This is a genomic window from Acidovorax sp. NPDC077693 (assembly GCF_044542805.1).
Classification (GTDB): domain Bacteria; phylum Pseudomonadota; class Gammaproteobacteria; order Burkholderiales; family Burkholderiaceae_C; genus Acidovorax.
In genome coordinates, this window is the sequence record NZ_JBITVD010000022.1 from 77,992 (window position 1) to 103,907 (window position 25,916).

24 protein-coding genes are annotated in these 25,916 nt (G+C 69.1%); 6 read left to right on the plus strand and 18 right to left on the minus strand.

The genetic code is table 11. The annotated features are described in order from the left end of the window. Nucleotides 1-5: 5 nt before the first annotated feature. The 4 genes from ACIGHN_RS24980 to ACIGHN_RS24995 all read right to left on the minus strand — a co-directional run bounded on the left by ACIGHN_RS24980 (nt 6) and on the right by ACIGHN_RS24995 (nt 2,842). Entirely contained in the window at nt 6-266 is a 261-nt protein-coding gene (locus ACIGHN_RS24980; protein WP_396506803.1) for a DUF1289 domain-containing protein, read from the minus strand. Further along, nucleotides 263-790, minus strand: coding sequence for a YbaK/EbsC family protein (locus ACIGHN_RS24985; protein WP_056414459.1), 528 nt, complete (start codon nt 788-790; stop codon nt 263-265). The genes ACIGHN_RS24980 and ACIGHN_RS24985 overlap by 4 nt, the downstream gene beginning before the upstream one ends. A 26-nt stretch (nt 791-816) precedes the next feature. Beyond that, a complete protein-coding gene (locus ACIGHN_RS24990) occupies nt 817-1,725 on the minus strand; it encodes a hydroxymethylglutaryl-CoA lyase (protein ID WP_056414368.1) in 909 nt (302 codons plus the stop codon). A gap of 205 nt (nt 1,726-1,930) precedes the next feature. Continuing rightward, entirely contained in the window at nt 1,931-2,842 is a 912-nt protein-coding gene (locus ACIGHN_RS24995) for a LysR family transcriptional regulator (protein WP_396506805.1), read from the minus strand. 88 nt (nt 2,843-2,930) lie between these two features. On the opposite strand from ACIGHN_RS24995, the gene ACIGHN_RS25000 reads away from it, so the two are divergent. The 3 genes from ACIGHN_RS25000 (at nt 2,931) to ACIGHN_RS25010 (ending at nt 5,891) form a co-directional block, all read left to right on the plus strand. After that, entirely contained in the window at nt 2,931-3,911 is a 981-nt protein-coding gene (locus ACIGHN_RS25000; RefSeq protein ID WP_396506807.1) for a 3-hydroxyacyl-CoA dehydrogenase family protein, read from the plus strand. Continuing rightward, a complete protein-coding gene (locus tag ACIGHN_RS25005) occupies nt 3,908-4,744 on the plus strand; it encodes a 3-keto-5-aminohexanoate cleavage protein (RefSeq protein ID WP_396506808.1) in 837 nt (278 codons plus the stop codon). Before ACIGHN_RS25000 ends, ACIGHN_RS25005 begins: the two co-directional genes overlap by 4 nt. An 88-nt stretch (nt 4,745-4,832) precedes the next feature. Continuing rightward, nucleotides 4,833-5,891, plus strand: a complete 1,059-nt coding sequence (locus ACIGHN_RS25010) for a Bug family tripartite tricarboxylate transporter substrate binding protein (RefSeq protein ID WP_396506810.1) — start codon at nt 4,833-4,835, stop codon at nt 5,889-5,891. Between the two features lie 164 nt (nt 5,892-6,055). On the opposite strand, the gene ACIGHN_RS25015 is transcribed toward ACIGHN_RS25010, so the two are convergent. The 7 genes from ACIGHN_RS25015 to ACIGHN_RS25045 all read right to left on the minus strand — a co-directional run bounded on the left by ACIGHN_RS25015 (nt 6,056) and on the right by ACIGHN_RS25045 (nt 14,775). Continuing rightward, nucleotides 6,056-6,976 carry a 2-hydroxyacid dehydrogenase gene (locus ACIGHN_RS25015; protein WP_396506811.1) on the minus strand — a complete coding sequence of 307 codons (921 nt, stop codon included), beginning with the start codon at nt 6,974-6,976 and terminating at the stop codon, nt 6,056-6,058. A gap of 219 nt (nt 6,977-7,195) precedes the next feature. Next, entirely contained in the window at nt 7,196-9,217 is a 2,022-nt protein-coding gene (locus ACIGHN_RS25020) for an acetyl-CoA carboxylase biotin carboxylase subunit (RefSeq protein ID WP_396506812.1), read from the minus strand. Further along, the gene (locus ACIGHN_RS25025) at nt 9,218-9,937 is read right to left on the minus strand and encodes a DUF4126 domain-containing protein (RefSeq protein WP_396506814.1); all 720 of its coding nucleotides are present in this window, start codon (nt 9,935-9,937) and stop codon (nt 9,218-9,220) included. Between the two features lie 19 nt (nt 9,938-9,956). Further along, complete coding sequence (locus ACIGHN_RS25030) at nt 9,957-10,742, minus strand: enoyl-CoA hydratase/isomerase family protein (protein ID WP_396506815.1); 786 nt, start codon at nt 10,740-10,742, stop codon at nt 9,957-9,959. Continuing rightward, nucleotides 10,739-11,248 carry a DinB family protein gene (locus ACIGHN_RS25035; RefSeq protein ID WP_396506817.1) on the minus strand — a complete coding sequence of 170 codons (510 nt, stop codon included), beginning with the start codon at nt 11,246-11,248 and terminating at the stop codon, nt 10,739-10,741. The genes ACIGHN_RS25030 and ACIGHN_RS25035 overlap by 4 nt, the downstream gene beginning before the upstream one ends. Before the next feature lie 17 nt (nt 11,249-11,265). Then, nucleotides 11,266-12,870 (minus strand): carboxyl transferase domain-containing protein, encoded by a 1,605-nt coding sequence (locus tag ACIGHN_RS25040; protein ID WP_396506818.1) that lies wholly within the window; start codon nt 12,868-12,870, stop codon nt 11,266-11,268. 168 nt (nt 12,871-13,038) lie between these two features. Next, entirely contained in the window at nt 13,039-14,775 is a 1,737-nt protein-coding gene (locus ACIGHN_RS25045) for an AMP-binding protein (RefSeq protein ID WP_396506820.1), read from the minus strand. Nucleotides 14,776-14,939: 164 nt separating this feature from the next. Here ACIGHN_RS25045 and ACIGHN_RS25050 point away from each other — a divergent pair, with 164 nt between their 5' ends. Together ACIGHN_RS25050 and ACIGHN_RS25055 are read left to right on the plus strand one after the other, a co-directional pair. Next, complete coding sequence (locus ACIGHN_RS25050; RefSeq protein ID WP_396506821.1) at nt 14,940-16,022, plus strand: AraC family transcriptional regulator; 1,083 nt, start codon at nt 14,940-14,942, stop codon at nt 16,020-16,022. A gap of 144 nt (nt 16,023-16,166) precedes the next feature. Then, nucleotides 16,167-16,847: a glutathione S-transferase family protein gene (locus ACIGHN_RS25055; protein ID WP_056414402.1), complete on the plus strand. Its 681-nt coding sequence runs from the start codon at nt 16,167-16,169 to the stop codon at nt 16,845-16,847. A 75-nt stretch (nt 16,848-16,922) separates the two neighbouring features. Here ACIGHN_RS25055 and ACIGHN_RS25060 read toward each other — a convergent pair whose 3' ends face one another. The 5 genes from ACIGHN_RS25060 to ACIGHN_RS25080 all read right to left on the minus strand — a co-directional run bounded on the left by ACIGHN_RS25060 (nt 16,923) and on the right by ACIGHN_RS25080 (nt 23,301). Further along, nucleotides 16,923-18,362 carry a patatin-like phospholipase family protein gene (locus ACIGHN_RS25060; protein ID WP_396506823.1) on the minus strand — a complete coding sequence of 480 codons (1,440 nt, stop codon included), beginning with the start codon at nt 18,360-18,362 and terminating at the stop codon, nt 16,923-16,925. Between the two features lie 27 nt (nt 18,363-18,389). Then, on the minus strand, nt 18,390-19,046 hold the full coding sequence (locus ACIGHN_RS25065; protein WP_396506825.1) for an HAD family hydrolase: 657 nt from the start codon (nt 19,044-19,046) through the stop codon (nt 18,390-18,392). Between the two features lie 57 nt (nt 19,047-19,103). Next, nucleotides 19,104-22,022, minus strand: a complete 2,919-nt coding sequence (locus ACIGHN_RS25070; RefSeq protein ID WP_396506827.1) for a site-2 protease family protein — start codon at nt 22,020-22,022, stop codon at nt 19,104-19,106. Between the two features lie 114 nt (nt 22,023-22,136). Continuing rightward, complete coding sequence (locus ACIGHN_RS25075; protein ID WP_396506829.1) at nt 22,137-22,565, minus strand: YchJ family protein; 429 nt, start codon at nt 22,563-22,565, stop codon at nt 22,137-22,139. A gap of 28 nt (nt 22,566-22,593) precedes the next feature. Then, nucleotides 22,594-23,301, minus strand: a complete 708-nt coding sequence (locus ACIGHN_RS25080; protein ID WP_056414411.1) for a DUF4197 domain-containing protein — start codon at nt 23,299-23,301, stop codon at nt 22,594-22,596. A 170-nt stretch (nt 23,302-23,471) separates the two neighbouring features. Between ACIGHN_RS25080 and ACIGHN_RS25085 the strand changes: the two genes are divergently transcribed. Next, nucleotides 23,472-23,951 carry a DUF421 domain-containing protein gene (locus ACIGHN_RS25085; protein ID WP_056414414.1) on the plus strand — a complete coding sequence of 160 codons (480 nt, stop codon included), beginning with the start codon at nt 23,472-23,474 and terminating at the stop codon, nt 23,949-23,951. Between the two features lie 75 nt (nt 23,952-24,026). Here ACIGHN_RS25085 and ACIGHN_RS25090 read toward each other — a convergent pair whose 3' ends face one another. Together ACIGHN_RS25090 and ACIGHN_RS25095 are read right to left on the minus strand one after the other, a co-directional pair. Beyond that, on the minus strand, nt 24,027-25,157 hold the full coding sequence (locus ACIGHN_RS25090; protein WP_396506830.1) for an acyl-CoA dehydrogenase family protein: 1,131 nt from the start codon (nt 25,155-25,157) through the stop codon (nt 24,027-24,029). Between the two features lie 41 nt (nt 25,158-25,198). Continuing rightward, nucleotides 25,199-25,867: an SDR family oxidoreductase gene (locus ACIGHN_RS25095; RefSeq protein WP_056414420.1), complete on the minus strand. Its 669-nt coding sequence runs from the start codon at nt 25,865-25,867 to the stop codon at nt 25,199-25,201. Nucleotides 25,868-25,916: the final 49 nt, after the last annotated feature.

The following is a 25,916-nucleotide window of genomic DNA, read 5'->3' on the forward strand; positions in this document are numbered from 1 at the left end:
CGTTCTTATGTGCTTGTCGCGTTCAGATCGATGCCGGCGCGGCCGAGCAGCTTGGCCCAGATGCTGCGCCGCAGGCTGGAGTCCGCGCCCGACCATAGCCGTATCTCATCCAGCGTGCGAAAGCAGCCTTCGCAATGGCTGCGGTCGGGTGACATGCGGCACACCGAGATGCACGGTGATGCCACCGGCTCGGCATTGTCAGCATCAAAATGACCGCTACCGCTCAACTGGCGAGCGCGAGCAGCTAGCAAATCAATAGCATTCATGCCGCGGGCTGCGTGCCGGCCTCCACGGGCGCCAGCACCACGTCCACCACGGGTGCGCCCGTCAGGCGCTGCAGGTCGCTCGGGTGCAGCGGGAACACGCTGTGCGGATGCCCGGCCGCCGCCCACACCACGTCGAAGCGCAGCAGGTCCTGGTCGATCAGCGTGACGGGCGGCGTGGCGTGCGCCACGGGCGAGACGCCGCCGATGGAAAAGCCGGTGCGCGACTTCACGAAGTCGGCATCGGCCCGGCCGATCTTGCCGCCCACGTGGGCCTCGACCTTTTTCTCGTCCACGCGCCGGTCGCCCGAGGTGACCACCAGCACGGCCACGTCGTCGCTCTTGCGCCGAAAGATGATGCTCTTGGCCACCTGCCCCACCAGGATGCCCAGCGCGTCGGCCGCCTGCTGCGCGGTGCGCGCGGCGTCGTCCAGCATCTGCGGCATGTGGGGGTGGTTCAGCGTTTGCAGCGCCGCAGCCACACGCTGCACGCCCTCGGGAAGGTTCTTCAGTTCAGCTCCACACACGGTCGTCATCTCCTGCGCCGATGGCGCTATCCCGCGCGTTTGGTGAGCAATGCATTCGCTGCGCGGGAATGGGGTTTACGGTTCAGGAACCCACTGATGTAGGCCCCGGCATCGATGAGCTTATCAAGATCGATGCCCGTCTCGATACCCATGCCGTGCAGCATGTAGACCACGTCCTCCGTCGCCACATTGCCGGTGGCGCCCTTGGCATACGGGCAGCCGCCCAGGCCCGCCACGGACGACTGGTAGTTCCACACCCCCAGCTCCAGCGCGGCCAGCGTGTTGGACAGCGCCTGGCCGTAGGTATCGTGGAAGTGGCCCGATACATCGTCGATGCCGAAATGCTTCAGAGTCGCTTCCAGCGCACGCTGCACCTTGCGCGGCGTGCCCACGCCGATGGTGTCGGCCACGTCCACGCGCTGCACGCCGATGCCCTGGAGCAGGCCGGCGAGGTACTCCACCCGCTCGGGCGCGATCTCGCCCTCGTACGGGCAGCCCACGGTGCAGCTCATCGCGCCGCGCACGCCGATGCCGGCCGCCAGCGCCGCCTCGACCACGGGCGCGAAGCGCTCGATGCTCTCGGCGATGGAGCAGTTGATGTTCTTCTGGCTGAACGCCTCGCTGGCCGAGCCGAAGACCACGATCTCGTCGGGCCGGTCCGCCACCGCGGCTTCATAGCCCTTGAGGTTGGGGGTGAGCACCGAGTAGCGCACGCCGGCCACACGGTTCACGCCCTGCATCACCTCGTGGTTGTCGGCCATCTGCGGCACCCACTTGGGGCTCACGTAGCTCGTCACCTCGATCTCTTTCAGGCCCGCGTCCTGCAGGCGGTGCACCAGCGCGATCTTGACCTCGGCGGGCACGGGCGATTTCTCGTTCTGCAGCCCGTCGCGCGGGCCGACATCGATGAGTTTGACGCGGGAAGGAATGCTCATGGTGGGGCTACCTGAAAAAAAGGACGTGGAGCGTTGCGGGCCTGGGCCGGCCACCCGCAGCGCGCTGTGCGCGAGGCCCGACAGCAGGGTCGGGGTGGGGGCCGGGCGGACGCCTTCCATTGTCCGGGCTTCGGCGGCGCGGCACCACCTCATATCCTGCCAGACCACTCTCCGCTCGTGCCATTGCGGCACCCCGGCGCTGCCACTACGCACCAGCCCCCTCGTCCATCTCCTGGCGCAGCAGCGCCACCATCTGCACCGCCGCCAGCGACAGGCGCCGCCCCCGCAGCGTGACCAGGCCGATGGGCCGGCGCAGCGACGGCTGCTTGAGCGGCCGGGCCACCACCTCGGGCCGGCGCACCACCTGCGCGGCCAGCTCGGGCAGCGCGCTCACGCCCAGCTGCGCGGCCACCATGGCCGCGATGGTGGCCAGATGCTCCACCTCGTAGCGCGGCGCAAAGCGGATGCGGTGCGTGAGCAGCGCCTCGTCGGCGTACTGGCGCACGCTGGTGCCGGCGGGCATGGAGATGTGCGGCAGGTCGACCACATCGGCCCAGGCCAGCGCACCGCGGCCGCGCGCCAGCGGGTGGGCGCGGGCCAGCAGCAGCACGAAGCGGTCGGACGACAGCGGGGTGTAGTCGAGGTCGGCATACGCGGGGTTGGCGGCGGTGAGCGCGAAGTCCACGCGCCCTGCGCGCACCATGTCGAACGCCGGGCCCGCCAGGCTGTCGAACAGCTCCAGGTGCACGCCCGGGTGCCCCGCCGCAAACCGCGCGAACGCGCGGGGCACCACCCCCGCCGCCAGCGACGGCAGCGCCGCCAGCGCGAGCCGCCCCACCTGCACCTGCGCCACGGCCTGCACGCGGCGCACCGTCTCATCCATCTGGTGGCGCAGAAAGCGGGCCTGCTCGGCAAACACCTCGCCCGCCTGCGTGAGCTGCACCGTGCGCGTGGTGCGATCGAACAGGCGCGCGCCCAGCATCTCTTCGAGCCGCGCGAGCGTGCCCGACACCGCCGACTGCGACAGGTGCATCTGCAGCGCGGTGCGCCGAAAGCTCAGCGTGTCGGCCAGCGCCAGGAACACATCGACCTCGCGGGCCGTCCAATTGATCTTCATGGCCGATCAGTCTATCGAAAAATACGTCTGGACCGCGCAATGCGGCCTGCCTAGACTGCACCGCAAGACAACACAAGGAGACAACAGCATGGACATCTGTTCGCCGCGCAATGCACGCACGGTGGTCGTGGGCGGGGGCACCATGGGTGCGGACGTGGCCGTGGTCCTGGCCCGTGGCGGCGCCCGGGTCACGGTGGTGGACCCGCACACCGCGCGGCGCGACCTGCTCTTGCCGCACATTGCCGCCGAGCTCGACGCCGCCGGCCTGGCCGCGGGCGCAGGCCCTGTGGAGGTGTGCGCCAGCCTTCAGGACGTGGCCTGGGACGGCGTGGTGCTGGTGGTCGAATGCATCACCGAGCAACTGGCCGCCAAGCAGCATCTGTTTGGCGAGCTGGTGGCCCTGGCGCCGGCCAGCGCGGTGCTGGCCAGCAACAGCTCGGGCTTTCCGATCAGCGCCATTTCGCACGGCCTGCCCACCGCGCAGCGCATGCTGGGCCTGCACTTCTTCATGCCCGCGCACCTGGTGCCGCTGGTGGAAGTGGTGCTGGGCGAGCGCAGCGACCCCACGCTGGGCCAGTGGCTGCACGGCTTCATGCGGCGCTGCGGCAGCGTGCCGGTGCTGGTGAAGAAGGACAAGCCGGGCTTTCTGGCCAACCGCATGCAGCATGCGCTGTCGCGCGAGGCTTTTGCACTCATCGACGAAGGCATCGCATCGCCCGAAGACGTGGACGCCGCCGTGCGCTTTGGCTTCGGCTTTCGCTTTCTGGCCGCAGGCCCGGTGCTGCAGCGCGACCACGCGGGCATCGAGGTGCACTGCGCGGCCGCGGCCACCATGTACCCCACGCTCTCCAACACCGACGTGCCCGCCCAGGCGCTGCGCGACCGCGTGGCCCACGGCGATCTGGGCATGAAGACCGGCAAAGGCTTCTTCGACTGGCCCGAGGACCGCAAACGCGCCGAGCGCACCCGCTACGACACGCTGCTGCGCCAGGGCCTGGCCCTGCTGGCCAGCGAGCTGCCTGCCATCGAGCCCGCCAGCACACCCACCACGCAGGGAGCCACGCCATGAGCGCCACCAGCCAATGGACCGACCCGCTGATCGTCACCGTGGCGCCCAACGGTGCCTACAAGCTGCCCAGCGACCACCCCGCCGTGCCGACCACGCCGGCCACGCTGGCCGCCACCGCCAAGGCCTGCCTGGAGGCGGGCGCGGCCATGATCCACATGCACATCCGCGACGCCCAGGGCCGCCACAGCCTGGACGTGGAGGGCTACCGCGAAGCCCGGCGCGTGGTGCAGCACGCCGTGGGCGATGCGATGGTGGTGCAGATCACCAGCGAAGCCGCGGGCGTCTACCGCGCCCCGGCGCAGATCGCGATGGTCGAGGCGCTGCAGCCCGAGGCCGTGTCCATCGGCCTGCGCGAGATCGACCAGCCCGAGATCGGCGAGGCCGGCCTGCAGCGCTTCTTCACGGGCCTGGTGCAGCGCGGCTGCATGGTGCAGGTGATCCTCTACGACGTGGCCGACCTGCGCCGCTGGCAGGCGCTGCGCGCCCGCGGCGTGGTGCCCGATGCGCCGTGGTTCCTGCTGTTCGTGCTGGGCCGCTACAGCGCGGGCCAGACCTCGAGCCCGCGCGACCTGATGCCCTTCCTGGCCGCACACGAAGGACCGGAGCCCTGGGCCGTGTGCGCGTTCGGCGCGGCCGAGAACACCTGCATCACCGCCGCCGCGGTCTTCGGCGGGCATGCCCGCGTGGGGTTCGAGAACAACCTGCTGCGCAAGGACGGCAGCACTGCACCCGACAACGCGGCGCTGGTGCGTCAGGCGGTCGAGGCCGCTGCCGCGCTGGGGCGGCCTCTGGCCACGGCGCAGGACATCCGCCAGCGCTTCGGCGCGGGCTGAGCCTCGGCCCGGCTCTGCCCATTTTCATCACGCCATCAAACCCATCAGCCCGCGCGAGACGGGCCTTCATCCATCCGCAGGAGACACCATGCAACAACACCCCACCGCCCACGCCCAAGCCCCCGTACCGCAGGCCCGCCGGGCCACGCGACGCACGGCCATCCGCCTGGCGCTTGCGATGCCCGCCGCCTGGGCCCTGGCCCTGGGCACGGCAGGCCACGCCGTGGCCCAGACGGCCCCGGCCGCCTACCCCACCAAGACCATCCGCTTCGTGGTGCCCTACCCGCCCGGCGGCCCCACCGACCTGATGGCGCGCATGCTGCAGCCCGAGCTGCAAAGCCGGCTGGGCGTGACCGTGGTGGTGGACAACAAGGGCGGCGCGGGCGGCAACTCCGGCAGCGCCGAGGTGGCCAAGCAGGCGCCCGCCGACGGCCACACCCTGCTGCTGGCCGCCAGCGGCCCAATGGCGGTGAACCCGTCGCTGTACGCCAGCATGCCCTTCAACCCGCTGACCGACCTGGTGCCCGTTGTGCAGCTGTCGGCCTTTCCGCTGGTGCTGGAAGTGCACCCCTCGCTGGGCGTGAAGACGCTGGCGGAGCTGATCGCTCTGGCCAAGGCGGGCAAGCCGGTGCTGAGCTTTGCATCGGCCGGCAACGGCACGCCGCAGCACCTGGCGGGCGAGCTGTTCAACACCACCGCCCACGTGAAGATGGGTCACATCCCGTACCGCGGCGCGGGCCCCGCGCTCAACGACCTGCTGGGCGGGCAGGTGAACGTGATGTTCGACATCGTGGGCAGCTCGCTGCCGCACCTGCAGTCGGGCAAGCTCATCCCGCTGGCGGTCACGTCGGCCGAGCGCGCCAAGGTGCTGCCCAACGTGCCCACCATGGCCGAAGCGGGCCTGCCCGGCTACCAGATCACCGGCTGGCACGGCATCGCCGTGCGCGCGGGCACGCCGCAGGCCACCGTGGACAAACTCAACGCCACGGTGAATGCGATCTTCAAGGAGCCCGCGTTCCGCGCCAAGTGGGAGGCCATCGGCACGCCGGTGGTGGCGGGCACAGCGGCAGACTTCGGTGCGCTGATCAAGTCCGACGCGCTGCGCCTGGGCAAGCTGGTGCGCGATGCGGGTGTGACGATGGATTGACTGAATGACTGGCTGACTGGCTGACGCCGGGCGATCCCTCAGCGGCAGCGCGCGGCCGCAGGCGCAGCAGCAGCCAGCCCGCCGACAAGACCGAAAAAGCGGCGAAAGGATGTGGAGCTCATGCCCGCGATGGCAGAGGTTGGTGCCGCCAGCGGCGCGCCGGGTCAGTACCCCCGCCCGGGGTCCACGGTGCCTGCCACCGCCTCGCCGCGCTCCATGGCAGCCATCTTGCGCGTGATTTGCGCAATGCTCTCTTCCCGCAGGGTGCGGGCCGAGGTGTGGGGTGTGGCGGTGATCTTCGGGTGCAGCCAGAACGGGTGGCCCACCGGCAAAGGCTCGGTACGGAACACGTCCAGCGTGGCGCCTGCGATGTGCCCGCTGTCGATCAGTGCCAGCAGGTCTTCTTCGACCAGGTGCGCGCCCCGCGCCACGTTGACCACATAGCCGCCGGGCTGCAGGCGTGACAGCGTGTCGCGGTTGATGATGTCCTGCGTGTCGGGCGTGAGCGGCAGCAGGTTGACCAGCACGCGGCTGGCGGCCAGAAAGTCGTGAAAGCCCTCTGCGCCGCTGAAGCCGCGCACGCCGTCCACCACCTTGGGAGACCGGCTCCAGCCGTTCACCGGAAAGTCGAAATGCGCCAGCGCCCGCGCCACCCGCTCGCCGAGCACACCGAGGCCCATCACGCCCACCGAAAACTCCGATCGCACCCGCGGCCGGCGAAAGCCCCAGCGGCCGGCGCGCATGTCGCCCTCGTACGCGTCCAGCTCGCGAAAATGGCGCACTACGGCGTGGCACACGTATTCGGCCATCTGCACGGCCATGCCCCCGTCGTCAATGCGCACGATCTGGCAGCCCGGCGGCATGCGCAGCTTGAGCAGCGCGTCCACCCCTGCGCCGATGTTGAACAGCGCCCGCAAGGCAGGCTGCTCATCCAGGAACTGCTGGGGCGGCGCCCAGACCACGGCGTAGTCGGCCTGCGGTGCCCCCGGCTGCCACACGCTGATGTGGGCATGGGGCAAGGCAGCGGCAAGCCCCTGCAGCCAGGGCTCGATCTTGGTGTCGGTACAGCAAAGGGTGATGTTCATGCGGTCAAGGGTAACTGCATTGGCGCCACTCGGATGTCGCGCACGGGTTGCGGTGGAGCCGTGTGGTACCCCGCACCTCTCATGGACTCCATCCTTCTATACCGTTCGGGCTGAGCTTGTCGAAGCCTTGCGCGGCGCATCGACAAGCTCAGCGTGAACGGGTTTTCAGGATGAACGGGTTTTTATCGGGGGAAGACCCAGAGGTGACGCGCCAGCGGCTTACGCCGCCACCGCCAGCTTGAGCAGCTCCGCGCCTTCCGTCACCTGGTCGCCAGGCGCGTACAGCAGCTCCTGCACCACGCCATCGGCCGGCGCGGCAATGGTGTGCTCCATCTTCATGGCTTCCATCACGGCCAGCGGCTGGCCCTTGGTGACGGCATCGCCCGCCTTCACGGCAAACGACACCACCTTGCCGGGCATGGGGGCCGTGAGCCGCCCGCCCTCGGCCGCCGACTCGCCCGCATGCGCGAGCAGGTCGATGGCGGTGATCTGCGTGGCGCCGCGGGGCGTGAACACATGGTCCACCTCGCCCTGGGCGTACACCGCAGCGCGGGTGCGCTGGCCGGCGAACTGCAGTTCGATGCCGCCGGATTGTTCCGCAAACACCAGCGGCCCGGCCACGGCCGCGTCGCCCTCGCCTACCACCAGGTGCAGCGTGCCGTCACGCTCGTAGGTGAGCCAGGCCTTGGCGTGCTCGCCGCCGAACTCGAACTCGAAGCGGCGGCGCGTGAGCGCGTGCGAATGGAATCCGTCGCGGCGGCTGAAGGGGTCTGCGCCTTCGCTGGCGCGCTCGTTCAGCAGCGTCTGCGCCACGGCGGCGGCAGCAGCCAGCGGAAGGCCCACCGGCTCCTGGTGGAACAGCACCGCTTGCTCGCGCGGGATCAGCGCGGTGTCGAGCTGCGCACCGGCAAAGGCACCGGTGCGCGCCACGCGGCGCAAGAACTGCACGTTGGTTGCCAGGCCCACGATGTGCGTCTGCGCCAGGGCCTGGTCCAGCCGCGCCAGGGCCTGCTCGCGCGTGTCGCCGTGCACGATGAGCTTGGCCACCATGGAGTCGTAGAACGGGCTGATCGCATCGCCCTGGCGCACGCCGGAGTCCACGCGCACCGCGCCCCTCTCGAACGTCACGCAGTCGGGCAACGCATACACGTTGAGCGCGCCGGTGGCGGGCAGGAAGTTGTTGTCGGGGTTCTCGGCGCAGATGCGGGCTTCGATGGCATGGCCGGTGATGCGCAGGTCTTGCTGCTTCACCGGCAGCGGCTCGCCCGAAGCCACGCGCAGTTGCCACTCCACCAGGTCCAGGCCGGTGATGGCCTCGGTCACCGGGTGTTCCACCTGCAGGCGGGTGTTCATTTCCATGAAGTAGAACTTCATCTGGTCGGGCCGCTCGTAGCCACCCGGCTGCTCCACGATGAACTCCACCGTGCCCGCGCCCACGTAGTTCACGGCCTTGGCGGCGGCCACCGCGGCTTCGCCCATCTGCTGGCGCAGCGCGGGCGTCATGCCGGGGGCGGGGGCTTCTTCCAGCACCTTCTGGTGGCGGCGCTGCACGGAGCAGTCGCGCTCGAACAGATACACCACGTCGCCGTGCGTGTCGCCGAACACCTGGATCTCGATGTGGCGCGGGCGCTGCACGTACTTTTCGACCAGCACCGCGTCGTCGCCAAAGCTGTTGATCGCCTCGCGCTGGCAGGATGCGAGCGCGGCGGCGAAGTCCTCGCTCTTGTCCACCGCGCGCATGCCCTTGCCGCCACCGCCGGCGCTGGCCTTGATGAGCACGGGGTAGCCGATGCGGTCGGCCTCGCGCTGCAGCAGCGCCGGGTCCTGGTCGCTGCCGTGGTAGCCGGGCACCAGCGGCACGCCGGCCTTTTCCATGAGCTGCTTGGATTCGGCCTTGAGCCCCATGTCCTTGATGGCCGAGGGTGGCGGGCCGATGAAGACCAGGCCTGCTGCCGCGCAGGCGTGGGCGAAGTCTTCGTTCTCGGACAGGAAGCCGTAGCCGGGGTGGATGGCCTGTGCACCCGTGGCCTGGGCGGCTTCGATGATGCGCTCCCAGCGCAGGTAGCTGTCCTTGGGCGCGCTGCCGCCGATGTGCACGGCCTCGTCGCACACGGCCACGTGCTTGGCGTTGGCGTCGGCATCGGAGTACACGGCGACGGTCTTCACGCCCAGACGTTTAGCGGTCGCCGCTACACGGCAGGCGATCTCTCCGCGATTGGCGATCAAGATTTTTTTGAACATTTAGGCCACCTTGGCAGAACCAGAAAAGAAAGAAGACAAGCGCCGCACCACGGCGCGCAGAAACTTGAACAGCACCACCAGCAGCAGCACCGACACGGCCACCATCACCACCAGTGCGATGCCGAAGGCCACCGGGTGCTGCGTGGCCAGCCACACCACGGCCACCACCAGGCCGTCTTCGAAGAAGGACAGCAGCCAGTTGGAGAACGGCTCGGGCGAGGTGTTGGCCGCCGCACGCGTGGTCATCTTGGTGGCCATCGACGTGGCGGCCAGCGACCCGCCCAGCAAGCCCGCCACCACGCCCATGGTGGCGTTATCGGCACCGAACACGCCCGCGGCCAGCAGGGCCCCGCCGGGCACGCGGATGACGGTGTGCACGGCGTCCCAGGCGCTGTCGATCCACGGGACCTTGTCCGCAAAGAACTCGACCAGCATCAGGCCGCCCGCCACCAGCAGCACCAGCGGGTTCTGCAGCACGTGCAGACCGGGGGGCAAGGGCATCCAGCCCAGGGCCCCCATCCCGCCGACGATGAAGACCACCGCGTACAGACGGAATCCGCTGGCCCAGCCCAGCGCGGCGGCCAGCGCCAGCAGGCTGGGCATGTCGAGCCGCGCGGTGGCTGTGGCCGCCGCATCGCCCACCGCGCGCGCCGTGCCGCCATCCACGTGGAGCCCCAGCGTGTGGAGCCACTGCACGATGTTGAGCCAGAGCTGGTCCATGGTCGTGTGTCCTCAGACGTCAGGCCAGAAACCATGCCGGTTTGCGTTTGTTCAGGAACGACTGCACGCCTTCCTTGCCTTCGTCGCTGGCGCGGATGTCGGCAATGCCCTGCACGGTGGCGGCGATCAGCCCCGCATTGATCTCGCGCTCGGCCACGTCCAGCACCAGCTTCTTGCAGGCGCGCACGGCGTGGGGGCTGGCGCTGGTCAGGGCCTTGAGCAATTCGTCGACCTTGGCGTCGAGCTGGTCTGCAGACACCACCTCGTGCACGAAGCCGGTGCGCAACGCCTCGGCCGCGCCGAAGCGCTCGGCCGTGAGGAAGTAGCGGTGCGCTGCGCGGGGCCCCATGGCGCGGATCACGTAGGGGCTGATGGTGGCGGGGATGAGCCCCAGCTTCACCTCGCTCAGGCAAAAGCCCGCCGTGTCCACCGCCACCGCCATGTCGCACGCGGCCACCAGGCCCATGCCACCGGCGTACACATCGCCCTGCACACGCGCGATGGTGGGTTTGGGACATTCGTAGATCACGCGCAGCATCTCGGCCAGCTTGCCCGCGTCGGCCACGTTCTCGTCGCGGGTGTAGTCGGCCATGCGGCGCATCCAATTGAGGTTGGCGCCCGCGCAGAACGCGGGGCCCTCTGCGGCCAGCACCACGGCGCGCACGTCGGCGCGCGCGCCCACTTCGGTGAAGGCCGCCGTCAGCTCGGCGATGACCTCGTCGCTGAAGGCGTTGCGGATCTCGGGCTGCGTGAGCGTGATGCGCGCCACGGCGCCGATGTAGGTGATGGACAGGTTCTGGCTCATGGCGTGGGCGGGTTTTGCAGGAAGTAGACAAGGTCCAGCTCGGGGCTGGGCTGGCCCAGGGCGGTCAATGCGGCGGTGATCTGGCCCCGGTGGTGCGAGCCGTGATTGAACACATGCGCCAGCGTGGCGGCAAACGGCAACGATGCCTGCGTGCCGCGCATGGTGGTGTAGTCGAGCGTGCCGTTCCACCGGTCTGCCGGCAACGAGGCGATCAACGGTGCCCAGCGGGCAGCGCCCGCGCGCAAGCGAGCATCGAGCCGCGCGCGGTCGCTCTCCAGCTCGGCGTCCAGCGCCACCTTGGGCGATGTGCCTTCGGCAAACCGCACGAACCACAGATGGTGCTCGCCCACCAGCAGGTGGTTGAGCGTGCCGTGGATGCTTTTAAAGAACAGGCCCGCATCGTGCCGGTAGGCCTCTTCAGGCAGTGCCTGCACGGCGTCGAGCAGGCGCGCCGTGGCCCACACGTTGTAGCGTGCAAGCTGTGTGAAGTGGGCGACGGCGTCCATGGCGGCTCCCGGCACGGTCACATGCGGAACAGGCCGAACCTGGTGTCTTCAATGGGCGCATTGCGCGTGGCGGCCAGGCCCAGCGCCAGCACGCGGCGGGTATCGGCCGGGTCGATCACGCCGTCGTCCCACAGGCGCGCGGTGGCGTAGTAGGGGTGGCCCTGGTCTTCGTACTGGCGGCGGATGGGGGCCTTGAAGGCTTCTTCTTCCTCGGCGCTCCACTGGCCGCCCTTGCCCTCGATGCCGTCGCGCTTGACGGTGGCCAGCACGCCTGCGGCCTGCTCGCCGCCCATGACGCTGATGCGCGCGTTGGGCCACATCCACAAAAAGCGGGGGCTGTACGCGCGGCCGCACATGCCGTAGTTGCCTGCGCCAAAACTGCCGCCGATGATGATGGTGAACTTGGGAACGCTCGCCGTGGCCACGGCCGTGACCATCTTGGCGCCGTTGCGCGCGATGCCCTCGTTCTCGTACTTGCGGCCGACCATGAAGCCGGTGATGTTCTGCAGGAACACGAGCGGGATCTTGCGCTGGCAGCACAGCTCGATGAAGTGCGCGCCCTTGAGGGCCGACTCGGAAAACAGGATGCCGTTGTTGGCGATGATGCCCACGGCCATGCCTTCGATGCGCGCAAAGCCCGTGACCAGCGTGGTGCCGTAGCGGGCCTTGAACTCGTCGAACTCGCTGCCATCGACGATGCGGGCAATGATCTCGCGCACGTCGAAGGGCTTGCGCGTGTCCACCGGGATCACGCCGTACAACTCTTCTGCTACAAATTTAGGAGCTATTGGCGCTTGATCAGCCGGCGCCGGAGCCTTGTTTTTATTCAAATTGCGCACCGCATTGCGTGCCAGTTGCAGCGCATGCAGGTCGTTTTGCGCCAGGTGGTCGGCCACGCCCGACAGGCGCGTGTGCACGTCGCCACCGCCCAGGTCCTCGGCGGTGACGACCTCGCCCGTGGCGGCTTTGACCAGCGGCGGGCCGCCCAGAAAGATGGTGCCCTGGTTTTTGACGATGATGGACTCGTCGCTCATCGCCGGCACGTAGGCGCCGCCCGCCGTGCAGCTGCCCATGACCACGGCGATCTGCGAGATGCCCATGGCGCTCATGTTGGCCTGGTTGAAGAAGATGCGGCCGAAGTGGTCGCGGTCCGGGAAGACCTCGTCCTGGTTGGGCAGGTTGGCACCGCCCGAGTCCACCAGGTAGATGCAGGTGAGGTGGTTCTGCTGCGCCACTTCCTGCGCGCGCAGGTGCTTCTTGACGGTGAGCGGGTAGTAGGTGCCGCCCTTCACCGTGGCGTCGTTGCACACGATCATGCAGTCCACACCGCTCACGCGGCCGATGCCGGCAATCAGCCCCGAGCTGGGCGCATCGTTGTTGTACATGTTGAGCGCGGCCAGCGGCGCCAACTCCAGGAACGGTGTGCCCGGGTCGAGCAGCATCTGCACGCGTTCGCGCGGCAGCAGCTTGCCGCGCGCGGTGTGCTTGGCGCGGGCCGCTTCGCCGCCGCCCTGGGCGACCTTGTCGAGCTGGGCGCGCAGGTCGTCGACCAGCGTGCGCATGGCCGCGGCGTTGGCCAGGAAGTCCGCCGAGCGGGCGTTGAGTTGGGTGTCGAGAATCATGCAGGCTCCGTCGAATGTCGTATGGGTGGTGTGGTGCCACCGGCTGGCCGGTGGCACTGAAGGCCGCGGAGCAGGCCATGCGCGTGCCGCCGTGGAACCGGCTTTGCCGGGCCAGGGGCGGCGTCCCCCTCGGGGGAAGGCGCGAAGCGGCTCAGGGGGGTCATAGGTTCACGCGGTCTTGGCTTCGACCAGACCGAGCTGATCCTTCATCTCATCGCGGATCTTGAACTTCTGGATCTTGCCCGTCACCGTCATCGGGAAGCTGGTGACGAAGCGGATGTAGCGCGGCACCTTGTAGTGCGCGATCTGGCCTTTGCAGAAGGCACGAATGTCGTCTTCGGTCGGCTTGGTGCCCGGCTTGGCGATGATCCAGGCGCACAGCTCCTCGCCGTACTTGGCATCGGGCACGCCCACCACCTGCACGTCCTGCACCTGCGGGTGGCGGTACAGGAACTCCTCGATCTCGCGCGGGTAGATGTTTTCGCCGCCGCGGATCACCATGTCCTTGATGCGGCCGACGATGTTCACGTAGCCTTCGTCGTCCATGGTGGCCAGGTCGCCGGTGTGCATCCAGCCTTCGGCGTCGATGGCCTCGCGTGTCTTGGCGTCGTCGCCCCAGTAGCCGTGCATCACCGAGTAGCCCCGGGTGCAGAACTCGCCGCGCTGGCCGATGGGCACCACGGCGCCGCTGTCGGGGTCCACGATCTTGACTTCCAGGTGCGGCTGCACCTGGCCCACGGTGGAAACGCGCTTGGGCAAAGGCGTGTCGGTGCTGCTCTGGCAGCTCACCGGGCTGGTCTCGGTCATGCCGTAGGCGATGGTGATCTCCGACAGGTGCATCTGCTCCACCACGCGCTTCATGACCTCGGTCGGGCATGGCGATCCGGCCATGATGCCGGTGCGCAGGGTGGACAGGTCGAACTCGGCAAAGCGCGGGTGGTCCAGCTCGGCGATGAACATGGTGGGCACGCCGTGCAGGCCGGTGCAGCGCTCATCCTGCACCGTCTGCAGCACGGTGAGCGGGTCGAACCCGTCGCTCGGGTAGACGATGGTGGAGCCGTGCGTGAAGCAGGCCAGGTTGCCCAGCACCATGCCGAAGCAGTGGTACAGCGGCACGGGGATGCACAGGCGGTCTTCGGGCGTGAGCTTCATGCATTCGCCGATGAAGAAGCCGTTGTTCAGGATGTTGCGGTGCGTGAGCGTGGCACCCTTCGGGAAGCCCGTGGTGCCGCTGGTGAACTGGATGTTGATAGGGTCTGTGGCCTTGAGCGTGGCCGCGATCTGCGCCAGGCGCGAATCCTGCGCATCGCCGCGCGCCAGCAGGTCGGAAAACCGCAGCAGCCCGGGCTCGTCGGCGCCCTGCCCCGCCCCGTCGTCAATCCACACCACGGTGTTCAGGTGCGGCAGCTTCACGGCGCCCAGCTGGCCGGGCTGCTGGTGCTGCCACTCGGGCGCCAGCTCGCGCAGCATGCCCAGGTAGTCGCTGGTCTTGAAGCGCGCCATGCTCACCAGCAGCCGGCAGCCCACCTTGTTGAGCGCGTATTCGACCTCGGACGTGCGGTAAGCCGGGTTGATGTTGACCAGCACCAGGCCCACCTGCGCGGTGGCCAGCTGCATCAGCACCCATTCGGCGTTGTTGTGCGACCAGATGCCCACGCGGTCGCCGGACACCAGGCCCTGGCCCAGCAGCGCGCTGGCCAGGCGCTGGGCCTCGGCCTGCAGCTGGGCATAGGTGTACCGGCGGCCCTGGTGCACGCTGACCAGCGCCTCGCGGCCGGGCTGGCGGGCCGCCATGTCGGCAAAGAAGCCGCCGATGGTCTGCTCGATCAGCGGGACGCTGGTGGCGCCACGGGCGTGGCTGCCGGTGAGGGGTGCTGGCGCTGCAGCGGTGGCGGGGCTCGTCATCCTTGTGTCTCCTTGCGGGGCCTGCGCGGTCCATGTGGCGACAAGCGGCGGCAGGCGGTGGCGCCCGTGGACCGGGCTGCGATCCGTAAGCATAGAAGCGCCAACCCGCCCCCGGTTGCCACAATGGTTGCAAATCGTGCCACGCCTGGGGCACACTGGCCCGCGTGAAATCCCTTGCACCGACCCCTGAGCCCGCCTGGCAGGCCTTGCCCCCCACCGCCGCCCCAGCCGTCACGCCGATCGCGTTCGTGCGGGCCATCGTACTGGCGTACGAGCAGCGCGGCCTGCGCCCCGACCAGGCCCTGGCGCAGGCACAGATTGCGCCGCAGCTGCTGCACGACGACCAGGCGCGCATCACGGCCTGGCAGATGGAGCGCATCTCGGACGCCGCCATGCAGGAGCTGGACGACGAGGCCCTGGGCTGGTTCAGCCGCCGCCTGCCCTGGGGCAGCTACGGCATGCTGGCACGCGCATCGATCAGCTCGCCGCACCTGGGCGTGGCGTTGGCGCGCTGGTGCCGACACCACGGCCTGCTGGCGGACGACATCGCGCTGCACCTGACCACCGAGGGCGACACCGCCACGCTGCGCATCACCGAGGCGCGCGACCTGGGGGCGCTGCGCGAGTTCTGCCTGGTGTCGGTGCTGCGCAATGCGCACGGACTGGCCTGCTGGCTGGTGGACTCGCGCATACCGCTGACCGCGGCGGAATTTGCCTTTGCCGCGCCGCCGCATGCCGATGCCTATGCGGTGCTGTTCCGCGGCCCGGTGGCCTTTGGCGCGGCGCAGACGGCGATCCACTTCGATGCGCGCTACTTGAGCCTGCCGCTGCGGCGCGACGAGGCCGCGTTGCGGCAGATGCTGCAGCACGCGCTGCCGCTCACGGTGCTGCAGTACCGGCGCGACCGCCTGCTGGTGCAGCGCGTGCGGCAACTGCTGGGCGCCACGGTGGCTGGGCACGCCGCGCCCGCGCTGGCACAGCACAGTGCCGAGTCGCTGGCCGCGCTGCTGCACGTGTCGCCGCGCACCCTGCACCGCCAGCTCAAGGAAGAAGGCGCCACGCTGCAGGGCCTGAAGGACGAGGTGCGCCAAAGCCGCGCGGTGGACCTGCTGCACCGCACCGACCGCCCCATCAAGCAGGTGGCCGAGGCGGCGGGCTTCGTCAACGAAAAGAGCTTCATCCGCGCGTTCCGCAGCTGGACGGGGCACTCGCCCGCGGAGTTTCGCCGCCAGTCCCGCGATGCCTGACAGCCGTTGGGCGCATGCGGCGGTCGGCACGATCTGCACCCTGCATGGCACCTGTCCGACAGCCCCGCCCGCGGTGCGCCACTACACTGCATTCCACTTGTTTGCCTGACCACTGCCTGCCGCCCTGGCGGGCCCGCTCTGCCCATGATCCATCTCTACCACTGCGTCAGCGCCCGGTCTTTCCGCCCCTTGTGGATGCTCGAAGAGTTGCGCCTGCCGTACACGCTGCACATGATGCCGTTCCCGCCGCGCGCCAAGGCGCGCTGGTTTCTGGAAGAGAACCCACTGGGCACCGTGCCACTGCTGGTGCAGGGCGAGGGCACGCGCCAGGTGCGCATGACCGAGTCCGCCGCCATCTGCCAGTACCTGGCCGCCGCGCACCCCGATGCAGGGCTGGAGGTGCGCCCGCCCGACCCGGCCTTCGGCGCCTACCTGAACTGGCTGCACCTGGGCGAGGCCACGCTCACCTTTCCGCAGACGCTGGTGCTGCGCTATGGACGCTTCGAGCCTGCCGAGCGCAAGCAGCCGCAGGTGGTGGAGGACTACAGCCGCTGGTTCCTGGCGCGCCTGCGCGCGGTGGAGTCCGCGGTCGCCCGCCAGGACTACTTGTGCGCGGGCCGCTTCACCGCGGCCGATGTGTCGGTGGGCTATGCACTGCTGCTGGCCGACCATCTGGGTCTGGAGCCGCAGTTCGGCGAGGCCACCCAGGCCTATTGGCAGCGGCTGCAGGAACGCCCGGGCTACCAGCGGGCCCACGCCGCGCAGATCGAGGCGGCCGAGGACCAGGACGTGCCCACCACCCCGGCGCCCGACACGCGGCCTTGATGCGCCGCTGATACGACGACCCGCCCGCACTGTGACGCGGGCGGCGCCGCGTCCACGGATACGGGCCAGCGCACGTTACTGCGGCGACGGGGGCGGCGGGGACGATGGCGGCGGTGCGCTGCGCAGCAGTGACTGCACCAGCGCGCGGAACTCCGGCGAGTGCCGCAGCACGCTGCCGCCCGCCTCGATCAGGTCCGTGACTTCTTCGTGCGCGATGGAGAACGCCGTGGGCACCTGCAGCAGGCGGCGGCGCGCCACGTCGTCCGGCGCGTCGCGCAGGTTCACCGGGATGACGTGGATCTCCGCATCGGGCGCGAACGCATCGCTCTCGCCCTTGGAGCCTTCGGCCAGCGACTGGCGCCACTGGCGGGTGATGTCGCGCAAGAACTCCTGCGTCTCGCGCGTGGCGCGGGCGCCGGTGCCAAAGAGCAGCGAGTCCACCACCTGCGCCATGTTGGGCACCTGGTCACTCATGTCGATGTTGACCGACGGATCGCGCTCGGCGTTCACGGTGATGAGCACCAGCTTGCGGATGGTGCCAGGCGGTATGCCCACCTCGCTGAAGGTCTGCCGCAGGCCGCCGCCGGCCAGGGCGCGGTCCAGCAGGCGCTGCACGCCCAGGTTGTCGGCCAGGCCGCCATCGACCAGATGGATGTACGGCTTGCGCTGCGCGTCGGTATAGCTCAGCTCGTGCGCGCGGTACAGCCGGGCCCGGTAGTCGCCGGCTGCAGCCCGCGCGCCCACGGTGGACGCCGCGCGGTGGGCCGGGCACTGGTCGGCGTAGTTCTTGAGCGTCATGGGGCTGAGCAGCAATGGCACGGCCGACGAGGACGCCACCGCGAACGACAGCGGCACCTTGCGCAGGTCCGAGCAGATCAGCGAGAACTGCTCCCAGGTGAACTCGAAGCCCGTGCCCAGCGACATGTCGGTGGCGGTGATGAACAACTGCGGGTGGCGCGGGCGCCGCTCCACGTCGCCGAAGGTCAGCCCGCCATACAGATCGTCGAGCCGCCGCGCCAGCAGGTGCGTGCGGCCCAGCCAGGGCGAGGTCAGGTCCACCAGGTTGCCGGGGCGCAGGGCCTGGGTGATGAGGCTGTTCTGAAAGTTCTGCCGCAGGAAGTCGTGCTCGAAGCGCGGCAGGCCGTCGATGCCATGCGCCGCGAAGTACGCCGCCACGATGCTGCCGCCCGAGACGCCGCTCACCACGTCGGTGGCATCGAGCAGGGTGGTGTCGCGGCCGTTCCACTGGAAGCGGGTCTGCTGCATCTCCGTCAGCACACCAAAGCCGAAGGCTGCTGCACGCGCACCGCCACCCGAGAGCGTGACGGCCACGAGGATGGTCGGGTCGCGCTCGGACTTGCGCACCGGGATGTTCTGGTCTTCGAGCGGCAGCGGCTCGTTGATCCAGGGGCGCACCGACGAGCAGCCCATGAGAATGCCGACGGCGGCGAGGGCGGCGCAGTGCCGCAGCCACCGCGGCAAGCGGCGGCGCTTCGGGGAGATGGGCATCGTCATGGGCACGCGCTTCCTGCAGCGAAAACGTCAGCAGCCCAGCAGCGCCGGCAACTCGGCCATGCTGCCAAACACCCGCGTCGCGCCCGCGGCGAGCAGGGCCTCGCCATCGCCCAGCGGGGCATACGCGAACACCGTGGCACCCGCGGCCACGCCGGCCGTGACGCCGGTCACCGTGTCCTCCACCACCGCGCAGCGCAACGGCTGCGCCTGCAGGGCGGCTGCGGCGGCCAGGTACACGTCCGGCGCAGGCTTGGTGCGCGGCATCTCGTGGCCGCTGAAGATGCGGCCTTCGAAGTACGGCGTGAGCCCCACCTTGGCCAGCTGCATCTCCACCTTGTGCCGGTCCGCCCCCGAGGCGCAGGCAATGCGCCCGCCATGGTGCGCATGCACCCGTTCGATGGTGCCGTGGATGTGCTCGATGGCGGTGAGGCGCAGGTCCAGCTCGGTGTTGCGCCGGGCATAGAAGTCGGCCATCCACGCATCGGTGAGCGGCCGCCCGGTGTGCGCCTCGATGCGCGCGGCTTCGCTGCGCACCGTCTTGCCGATGAAGATGCGCATGCATTCCTCGGGTGTCAGCGCCCACCCGGCCTCGGCCAGCATGTCGCGCAGCACGCCGTTGGTGATGGGCTCGCTGTCAACCAGCACGCCGTCGCAGTCGAACAGGATGGCTTCGAATCGGTTCATTGAATGGTCACTCACTTTTCGTTCAGATGTTCGTTGGGCGTGGTTGCGTGGGCTGGGTCATCGATTCTCTACCGTGCTCTTGACCGCAGCGGAGCTGGCGCTAGCGCACAGCCCGGTGGCCTGCGCGGCATCACGGCGGGCTCGCTCACGCACATCCTGCGCAGCCTCAGCGGTACCTGTACCGAGGGGACCACACCAGCGTTCCACCCAGTACCCGCCGCGCTCGGCGTCCCGCAGGACGTGTGCGCGGGCCTCGTCGGCCTGTCCGCCCAGCCCCAGGCGGTGGGTGACCACCCACCTGTCCAGCTGCGCCACCAGATCACGCCGCGGCTGTACGGTATTGCGCGCGGACGATTGCCATGCCTTCCAGCTTTCAAGAAGCTCGCCGGTACTCTGCCCTGACAGATCGGCCCACACCCTGGTTTCGAGGGCTCGGTCCTGCACATGCACCCAACTGATGGTGACGCGTGCAGGAATCATCGTCAGGACCTGCTGTGCGATTTGCCGCGACGTCTCGGCCTGCCCATGCTCCAGCGCGAACCAAGCCAGGTCCAGCATCGCTGAAGTCCGGCGGATGCGGTTGCGCAAGGCGTCCGGGCTGCGGTCGGAGGGCGCAGGCCATTCCCAAGCGTCCACATTGCGTTGCAGCAGCAGGCGCGCCTCGTCCACGTCTGCGGGTTGTCCACGCTGATCGTGCCAGCGCGACAGGCTGGACCGTGCATACGACGCCTGCTGGGCGGCCCCTTCAGGGTCCGCAGCGTGATCCGAAGCCCCCTGCGCCAGCGCTTCCCAGTGCATCAGCGCACGCTGCATGTGCTCGATTTGCGCCGTCACCGTGGGCGCGTTGTACGCCAGGTCCCGCTCGGCTTCTGCCCGCAGGGCGTCGAGCACAGGGCCCGCACCGGCGGGCACATCCGCCAGCAGACGCAGGCCCCAGGCCCTCGCGGCTTCCGGACCGCTGGTAGCGCGCAGCAGGCCCAGTTGCGCGCGGGCCCGGTCCGGTTCGGTGGCGGGCGGCAGGTCCTCCGCCAGCGCCCAGGCCTGCTGATACCGCTCCAGAGCTGTCTGCGTGTCTTCCATATCGAGCGCGTCGCCCGCGGCACCCAGGTAGGTTTGCAGGCGTTGATTCGCGGGTTGCTCCGACGCACGGGCGAGCCTGCGGGCCCACTCTTCGGACGTTATCGATAGAGCTTTGTCCGGCGCTGGATGGGATGCCGAAGGTTTCAGTACGTCGTCGGGCGGATACTTCGGTGCAGACCTCACTGGCCACCATCCGCTCGCAGCACCCGATGCCACCAAGGCCACCACGGGAAGCGCCAGACAAGCGGCATAAATGACCAGCCCTGCCAACGTGCCCCCCACACCCAGGCGCGCGCCCTGAAACTCTGGCAGCAGGGCCCGGACGGCGGCCAGGCGCTGCGTGAACGACCAGCGAGAAAACCGGGGATGCTGCGTGGCCTTGAAGATGCGGGCGGCAGCGTCGCGCTCCGACAGCGCCTGCCCGTCGGCGGGTCGGGCCACCAACTGATCCACCCGCATCAGGCGCCAGTGGTGTGCCAACCCCAGCGCCAGCAGGCCTGCCAGCGCCAACGTCACCGCATCGCCCAAGAACCAAGCCAACGCCGCCAACGCAAATACCCCGATCAGCACGAACGCAAAGCGCAGCACCGGCCAGCGCACGAAGAGCAGGGATTCGACCACCCTGCCTCCATCCAGAGGGTGCACGGGCAGCAGGTTGAGGTAGTTGATCGCGAGGCACATGATCGCGAAGTCGGATACCCATCCGGAACCGGGGAGCCAGCCCCGGGCGACCGCCAGCAACAGCGCCACCCCCAGGAACAGCCCGGGCATCGGGCCTGCCAGGTACACGCCCAGCTTGTTCCAGGTCGAGGCCTCGGGCTTGTGCCCCATGGCGACGCCGCCAAGACCGGGGATGAAGAGCACCGAGAGATTGCGATAGCCGAAACGCCGCATGGCCCACCAGTGGCCGCCTTCATGCAGGGCAATGGCCACCAGCACCAGCAGTGCGCTGCGCCAGCTCATCAGGAGTCCCCCCACCACCATGAACAAGGCAGCCGTGACACCCAACGCCAGCCATTTTCGCCGCGGGCGGGCTGCGACCTCGGCCATGTGCGACTGGTGCTGCTCAAAGGCTTGCAGGTCGTTCTGCAACGCCACTTCCGCGTTCGGCGGCGTGGAGGCGGCAGCCGCCGGATGGCCCGAAAGCACCCGGCCGGACCGGCGCACACCGCGCAGCAACGCCGGTGCGAGCCGCAGCGCCGCCGGCCAGCGGATACGCCACAGCGGCACGCCAACGGATCCGGGCTCGGCGGCGAGCGCCCCTGGCAGGGGTGTGAGGTAGCCCTGGGCTACGCCATGCGGCAGCATCTCTTGCGACCAGGCGATCGCCGCGTCGCGAACCTTACCGATATCCGTCACGGACTGCCGGCCAGCGGCACATCCCGCGTCCACGCGGCGCTGGTGACCTTGCCAGGCTTCGCGCACGGAGGCAACGTAGTCGTCGTGGACCTGCCACGTAGGCGGCCACCAGAGCAAGAAATGCCGGTAGCAGTGCAGCGTCACGTCATGGGGGCGGCCGTCCTCCCACACCGTGACCCACTGGAAGACGCAGGGCCGGGCTGCATCGGGCAAGTTGGAGGGAGACACCTGCAACTGCGAGCGCCCATCGGCAGACACATACACATCGCTGTAGATCCACGGCATTTCAGAAATGTGCGCGATCGGGGAGGATTTCAGGCTGTAAACGTAGGCAAAGCCCAGTGCTGCAGCTTCCGCTTCAGCGCCGTCCAGAATGGCGCGGTAGGGGGCGGGAACCTCCGCGCGCTCCACAGTCGTCGACTGTGTCTGCTGCATCCGCAGGGCGGCCAAGCCGCGCGCCACAGCCACCCACATCCAGAGCGGCACCGCTGCCAGCAGCAGTGCGGCGGCGGTCGCCAATGTTGTCCATCGCTCCATGAATCACCCTCTCCTTGATGTCGACCGCGCCCGTGTCCCCGGGCTGCGCCATGTTGCTCAGTGCCAGTGCGTCTGCTTGTGCATGCAGGGCATTCCGTCGGCGCTTGCTGCGTGTCAGGACAAATCCCCATCCACATAGAACCACCGCCCCTGCTCCCGCACGAAGCGGCTGGTCTCGTGCAGGCGCACCGCGCGGCCGCCCACGCGGTAGCGGGCGACGAATTCCACGACGGCGCGGTCGTCGCTGGTCGCACGGTGGCCGCGCACCTCCAGGCCCAGCCACTTGGTGCCGGGCTCGAAGTCCAGCGCGGCCGGGCGGGTGCTGGCATGCCATGTGGCCTGCAGATAGTCGCCACGTTCCAGGACAAAAGCGGTGTAGCGCGACCGCATGAGGCTCTCGGCGTCGGGCGCGGGAGCGTCGTCCCAGTGGTCGAGGTAGCGTCCGCAGCAGTGGGCATACGCCAAGGCTGCCGCCCTGGCGCCCTTGCCGGGTGGGGCCTGGGTGCGTCCGCAGGGGCAGGGGTCGGTGTTCTTCAACTGCATGGGATGGCCGCGGGGCGGTGGCTGCGCGTCACCGCAAGGCTCCGAAGACTTTCTTGGCGATCGCGCTGCCGGCGCTCGCCGGGTCCTGGCGGATGCGGCGCTCTTCCTCGCCGATCATGAAGTACAGGCCGTCGAGCGTCTTGCCGGTCACGTACTGCGCGAGGTTGGACTCCTCGGGCTTGAGCAGGCCGAAGCCTGCGGCCTTGCCGGCGAACGCGTTGTACTTCTGCGTGAGGCCGACCTTTTCGGTGGCCTGGTTCACCACGGGCAAGAAGCGCTCGCCCAGCGGGGCGCGCGTCTTGTCGGCGAAGAACATCGTGACCGAGGTGCTGCCGCCGGTGAGGATGTTCTTGGCGTCGGTCACCGTCATGCTTTGCACCGCACCGACCAGCAGGTCCTTGCCCATGGGCACGGCGGCCTCGGCGGCGCGGTTGATGGAGGTGACGAGCTCGTCGATGCGTTTGCCCTGGCCCAGGGACTTCATGACCTTGGCGGCATCGGCCAGGTAGCCCGGCAGGCCGATGCGCACCTGCGGGTTGCCCAGAAAGCCGTCGGGCCGTCCTAGCAGTGCCACGGCAGCCTGGGCGCCCTGCCCGAGCGCAGCCTTGAGGCCGCTGGACGCATCGGCATTCGTCAGGTCGCCCAGCGACAGCGCCAGCGCGCGCTGGTGGGCGGCCAGCAGCAGGAGCCCGCCCAGGGTGGCCGCGGTGGCATGGTGAAACTGGCGACGCAGCATGTGAAGCTTCTTTCAGGATGGAATGGGTGGCGGTGCGCCGGGCGGCGGCCCCCACGGTGGCGTGGCGCGCTCGCCCTGGCGGACACGTGTCGCCAAAGCCGATTTTCACCTACGCGCGCTGGGGCGAACCTGTTTACGATCTGGCGGCAACTGCAATAAGGAGTGGGGCCATGTGGACAACAAGCGTGCCTTGGTGGGAGTTCGTGCTGCGCGGGGTGGTGGTATATGTGTTTTTGCTGATCTTCCTGCGGCTGACCGGCAAGCGGCAGACGGGACAGTTCGCGCCGTTCGACCTGGTGCTGCTGCTCATCCTGTCGAACGCGGTGCAGAACTCGATGAACGCGGGCGACAACTCGCTGGTGGGCGGGCTGGTGTCCGCCACCACGCTCATTGCCTGCCATGTGGTGCTGGCGCACATGACTTTTCGCGTGCGGTGGCTGGAGCGCCTGATCGACGGCACGCCCCAGGTGCTGGTGCGCAACGGCCAGGTGAACGAGACGCTGATGCACAAGGAGCTGCTCTCGGCCGAGGACCTGGAGGCGGCCCTGCGCGCCGGTGGCTGCCTGCACGTCCACGAGGTGGAGCGCGCCACCATCGAGACCAACGGGCAGATCACGGTGGTGCTGCGGCGGCGGGACAGTGCGCAGTGAATGTGCAGAAGGCCGTGGCGTGGCGCGGCAGGTCGCCGTGGGCTGCGGCCACGGCGCGGTATACCCCGAAGCGCGCTACGCCAGCGCGCGCTGGATGATGATCTTCTGCACGTCGCTCGTGCCTTCGTAGATCTGGCACACGCGCACGTCGCGGTAGATGCGTTCGACCGGGAAGTCGTTGACCACGCCGTAGCCGCCCAGCGTCTGGATGGCGGCGCTGCACACGCGCTCGGCCATCTCGCTGGCGAAGAGCTTGGCCATGGCGGCCTCCTTCAGGCAGGGCTTGCCGGCATCCCGCAGCGCTGCGGCGTGCCAGATGAGCTGGCGGGCGGCCTCGATCTGGGTGGCGCAGTCGGCCAGCCTGAAACCCACGGCCTGGTGGTTGAAGATGGCGGTGCCGAAGCTCTCGCGCTCCTTCGAATACGCCAGCGCCACATCGAACGCGCTGCGCGCCATGCCCACGCTTTGGGCGGCGATGCCGATGCGGCCGCCTTCGAGCGCGCCCAGGGCGATCTTGTAGCCCTCGCCTTCGGCGCCGATGAGGTTCTCGGCCGGGATGCGGCAGTTGTCGAAGTTGATCTGCGCGGTGTCGCTGGAATGCTGTCCCAGCTTGTCTTCGAGCCGTGCGATGACATAGCCGGGGCTGCTGGTGGGCACGAGGAAGGCGCTCATGCCCTTCTTGCCCGCGCCCTTGTCGGTGACGGCGATGACGATGGCCACCTGGCCGTTCTTGCCGCTGGTGATGAATTGCTTGACGCCGTTGATGACGTATTCATCGCCCTGCTTCACCGCCGTGGTGCGCAGTGCCGATGCGTCGGAGCCCACATGCGGCTCGGTCAGGCAGAAGGCGCCCAGCATCTCGCCGCGGGCCAGCGGCGTGAGCCAGTCGCGCTTTTGCTGGGCGTTGCCGTAGCGCATGAGGATGGCGTTGACGGGGCAGTTGGTCACGCTGATGGCGGTGCTGGTGCCGCCGTCGCCGGCCGCGATCTCTTCCAGCACCAGGGCGAGCGTGAGGTAGTCGAGGTTGGCGCCGCCGAACTCTTCGGGCACGCAGATGCCGTAGGCGCCCAGGGCGGCCAGGCCCTGGTGCACGTCGTGGGGGAAGTGGTGCTCCTTGTCCCAGCGGGCGGCGTGGGGCCAGATCTGTTCCTGGGCAAAGTCGCGCACCGCGTCGCGGATCATTTCCTGGTCTTGGGTCAGCAGCATCGGGGGTTGTCTCCGGAGGTCGTTGTGTTCGGTCGAAAGAATTACCAGTGGGCGGCGCGTCGGCCGTCGTGGTGCAGCAGGCGGCCCTTGTCGGCGGCGGTGACGCCCGCCACGGTGGCGCGCAGGCCGCGCACGCTGTCCTGCACCGTGAGCGCAGCGCCTTCGCCGCCCATGTCGGTCTGCACCCAGCCGGGGTCGATGGTGATGAGGGTGGCGCCGGGGTAGTCGTGCTGCGCCGAGGCCACGGCCATGTTCAGCGCCGCCTTGCTGGTGCGGTACAGCCACGATCCGCTGTCGGGCACGCTGCCGATCTGCGACATGGAAGAGGACAGGAACGCGAACACGCCCTGTGCGTCGGCCACCAGGGGCGCGACCTGCGGCAGGGTCTGCATGGCGCCCAGCACGTTGGTGTGCATGACGGCGTCGAAGTCTTGCTGCGTGGGCGGCGTGAGCGCGTTGGGCCGGCGGATGACGCCGGCCACGTACCAGGCGGTCTCGATCTTTTCGCCGTCGAGCTGCCAGGCCAGGCCGCTCACGCTGGCGGGGTGGGCGACGTCGATGGTCAGCACCTCGGCGCCCAGGGCCTGCACCCGCTCGCGCCCCGCGTCGTCGCGCACGGTGGCGATCACGCGGCGGCCCGCGTCGGTGTACTGGCGCACCAGCTCCAGCCCGATGCCGCGCGATGCGCCGATGATGAGGATGGACTTCATTTTCAAGACCTTTCAGGGCTCTACCGCTTGATGGACAAGCGCAAGCAGC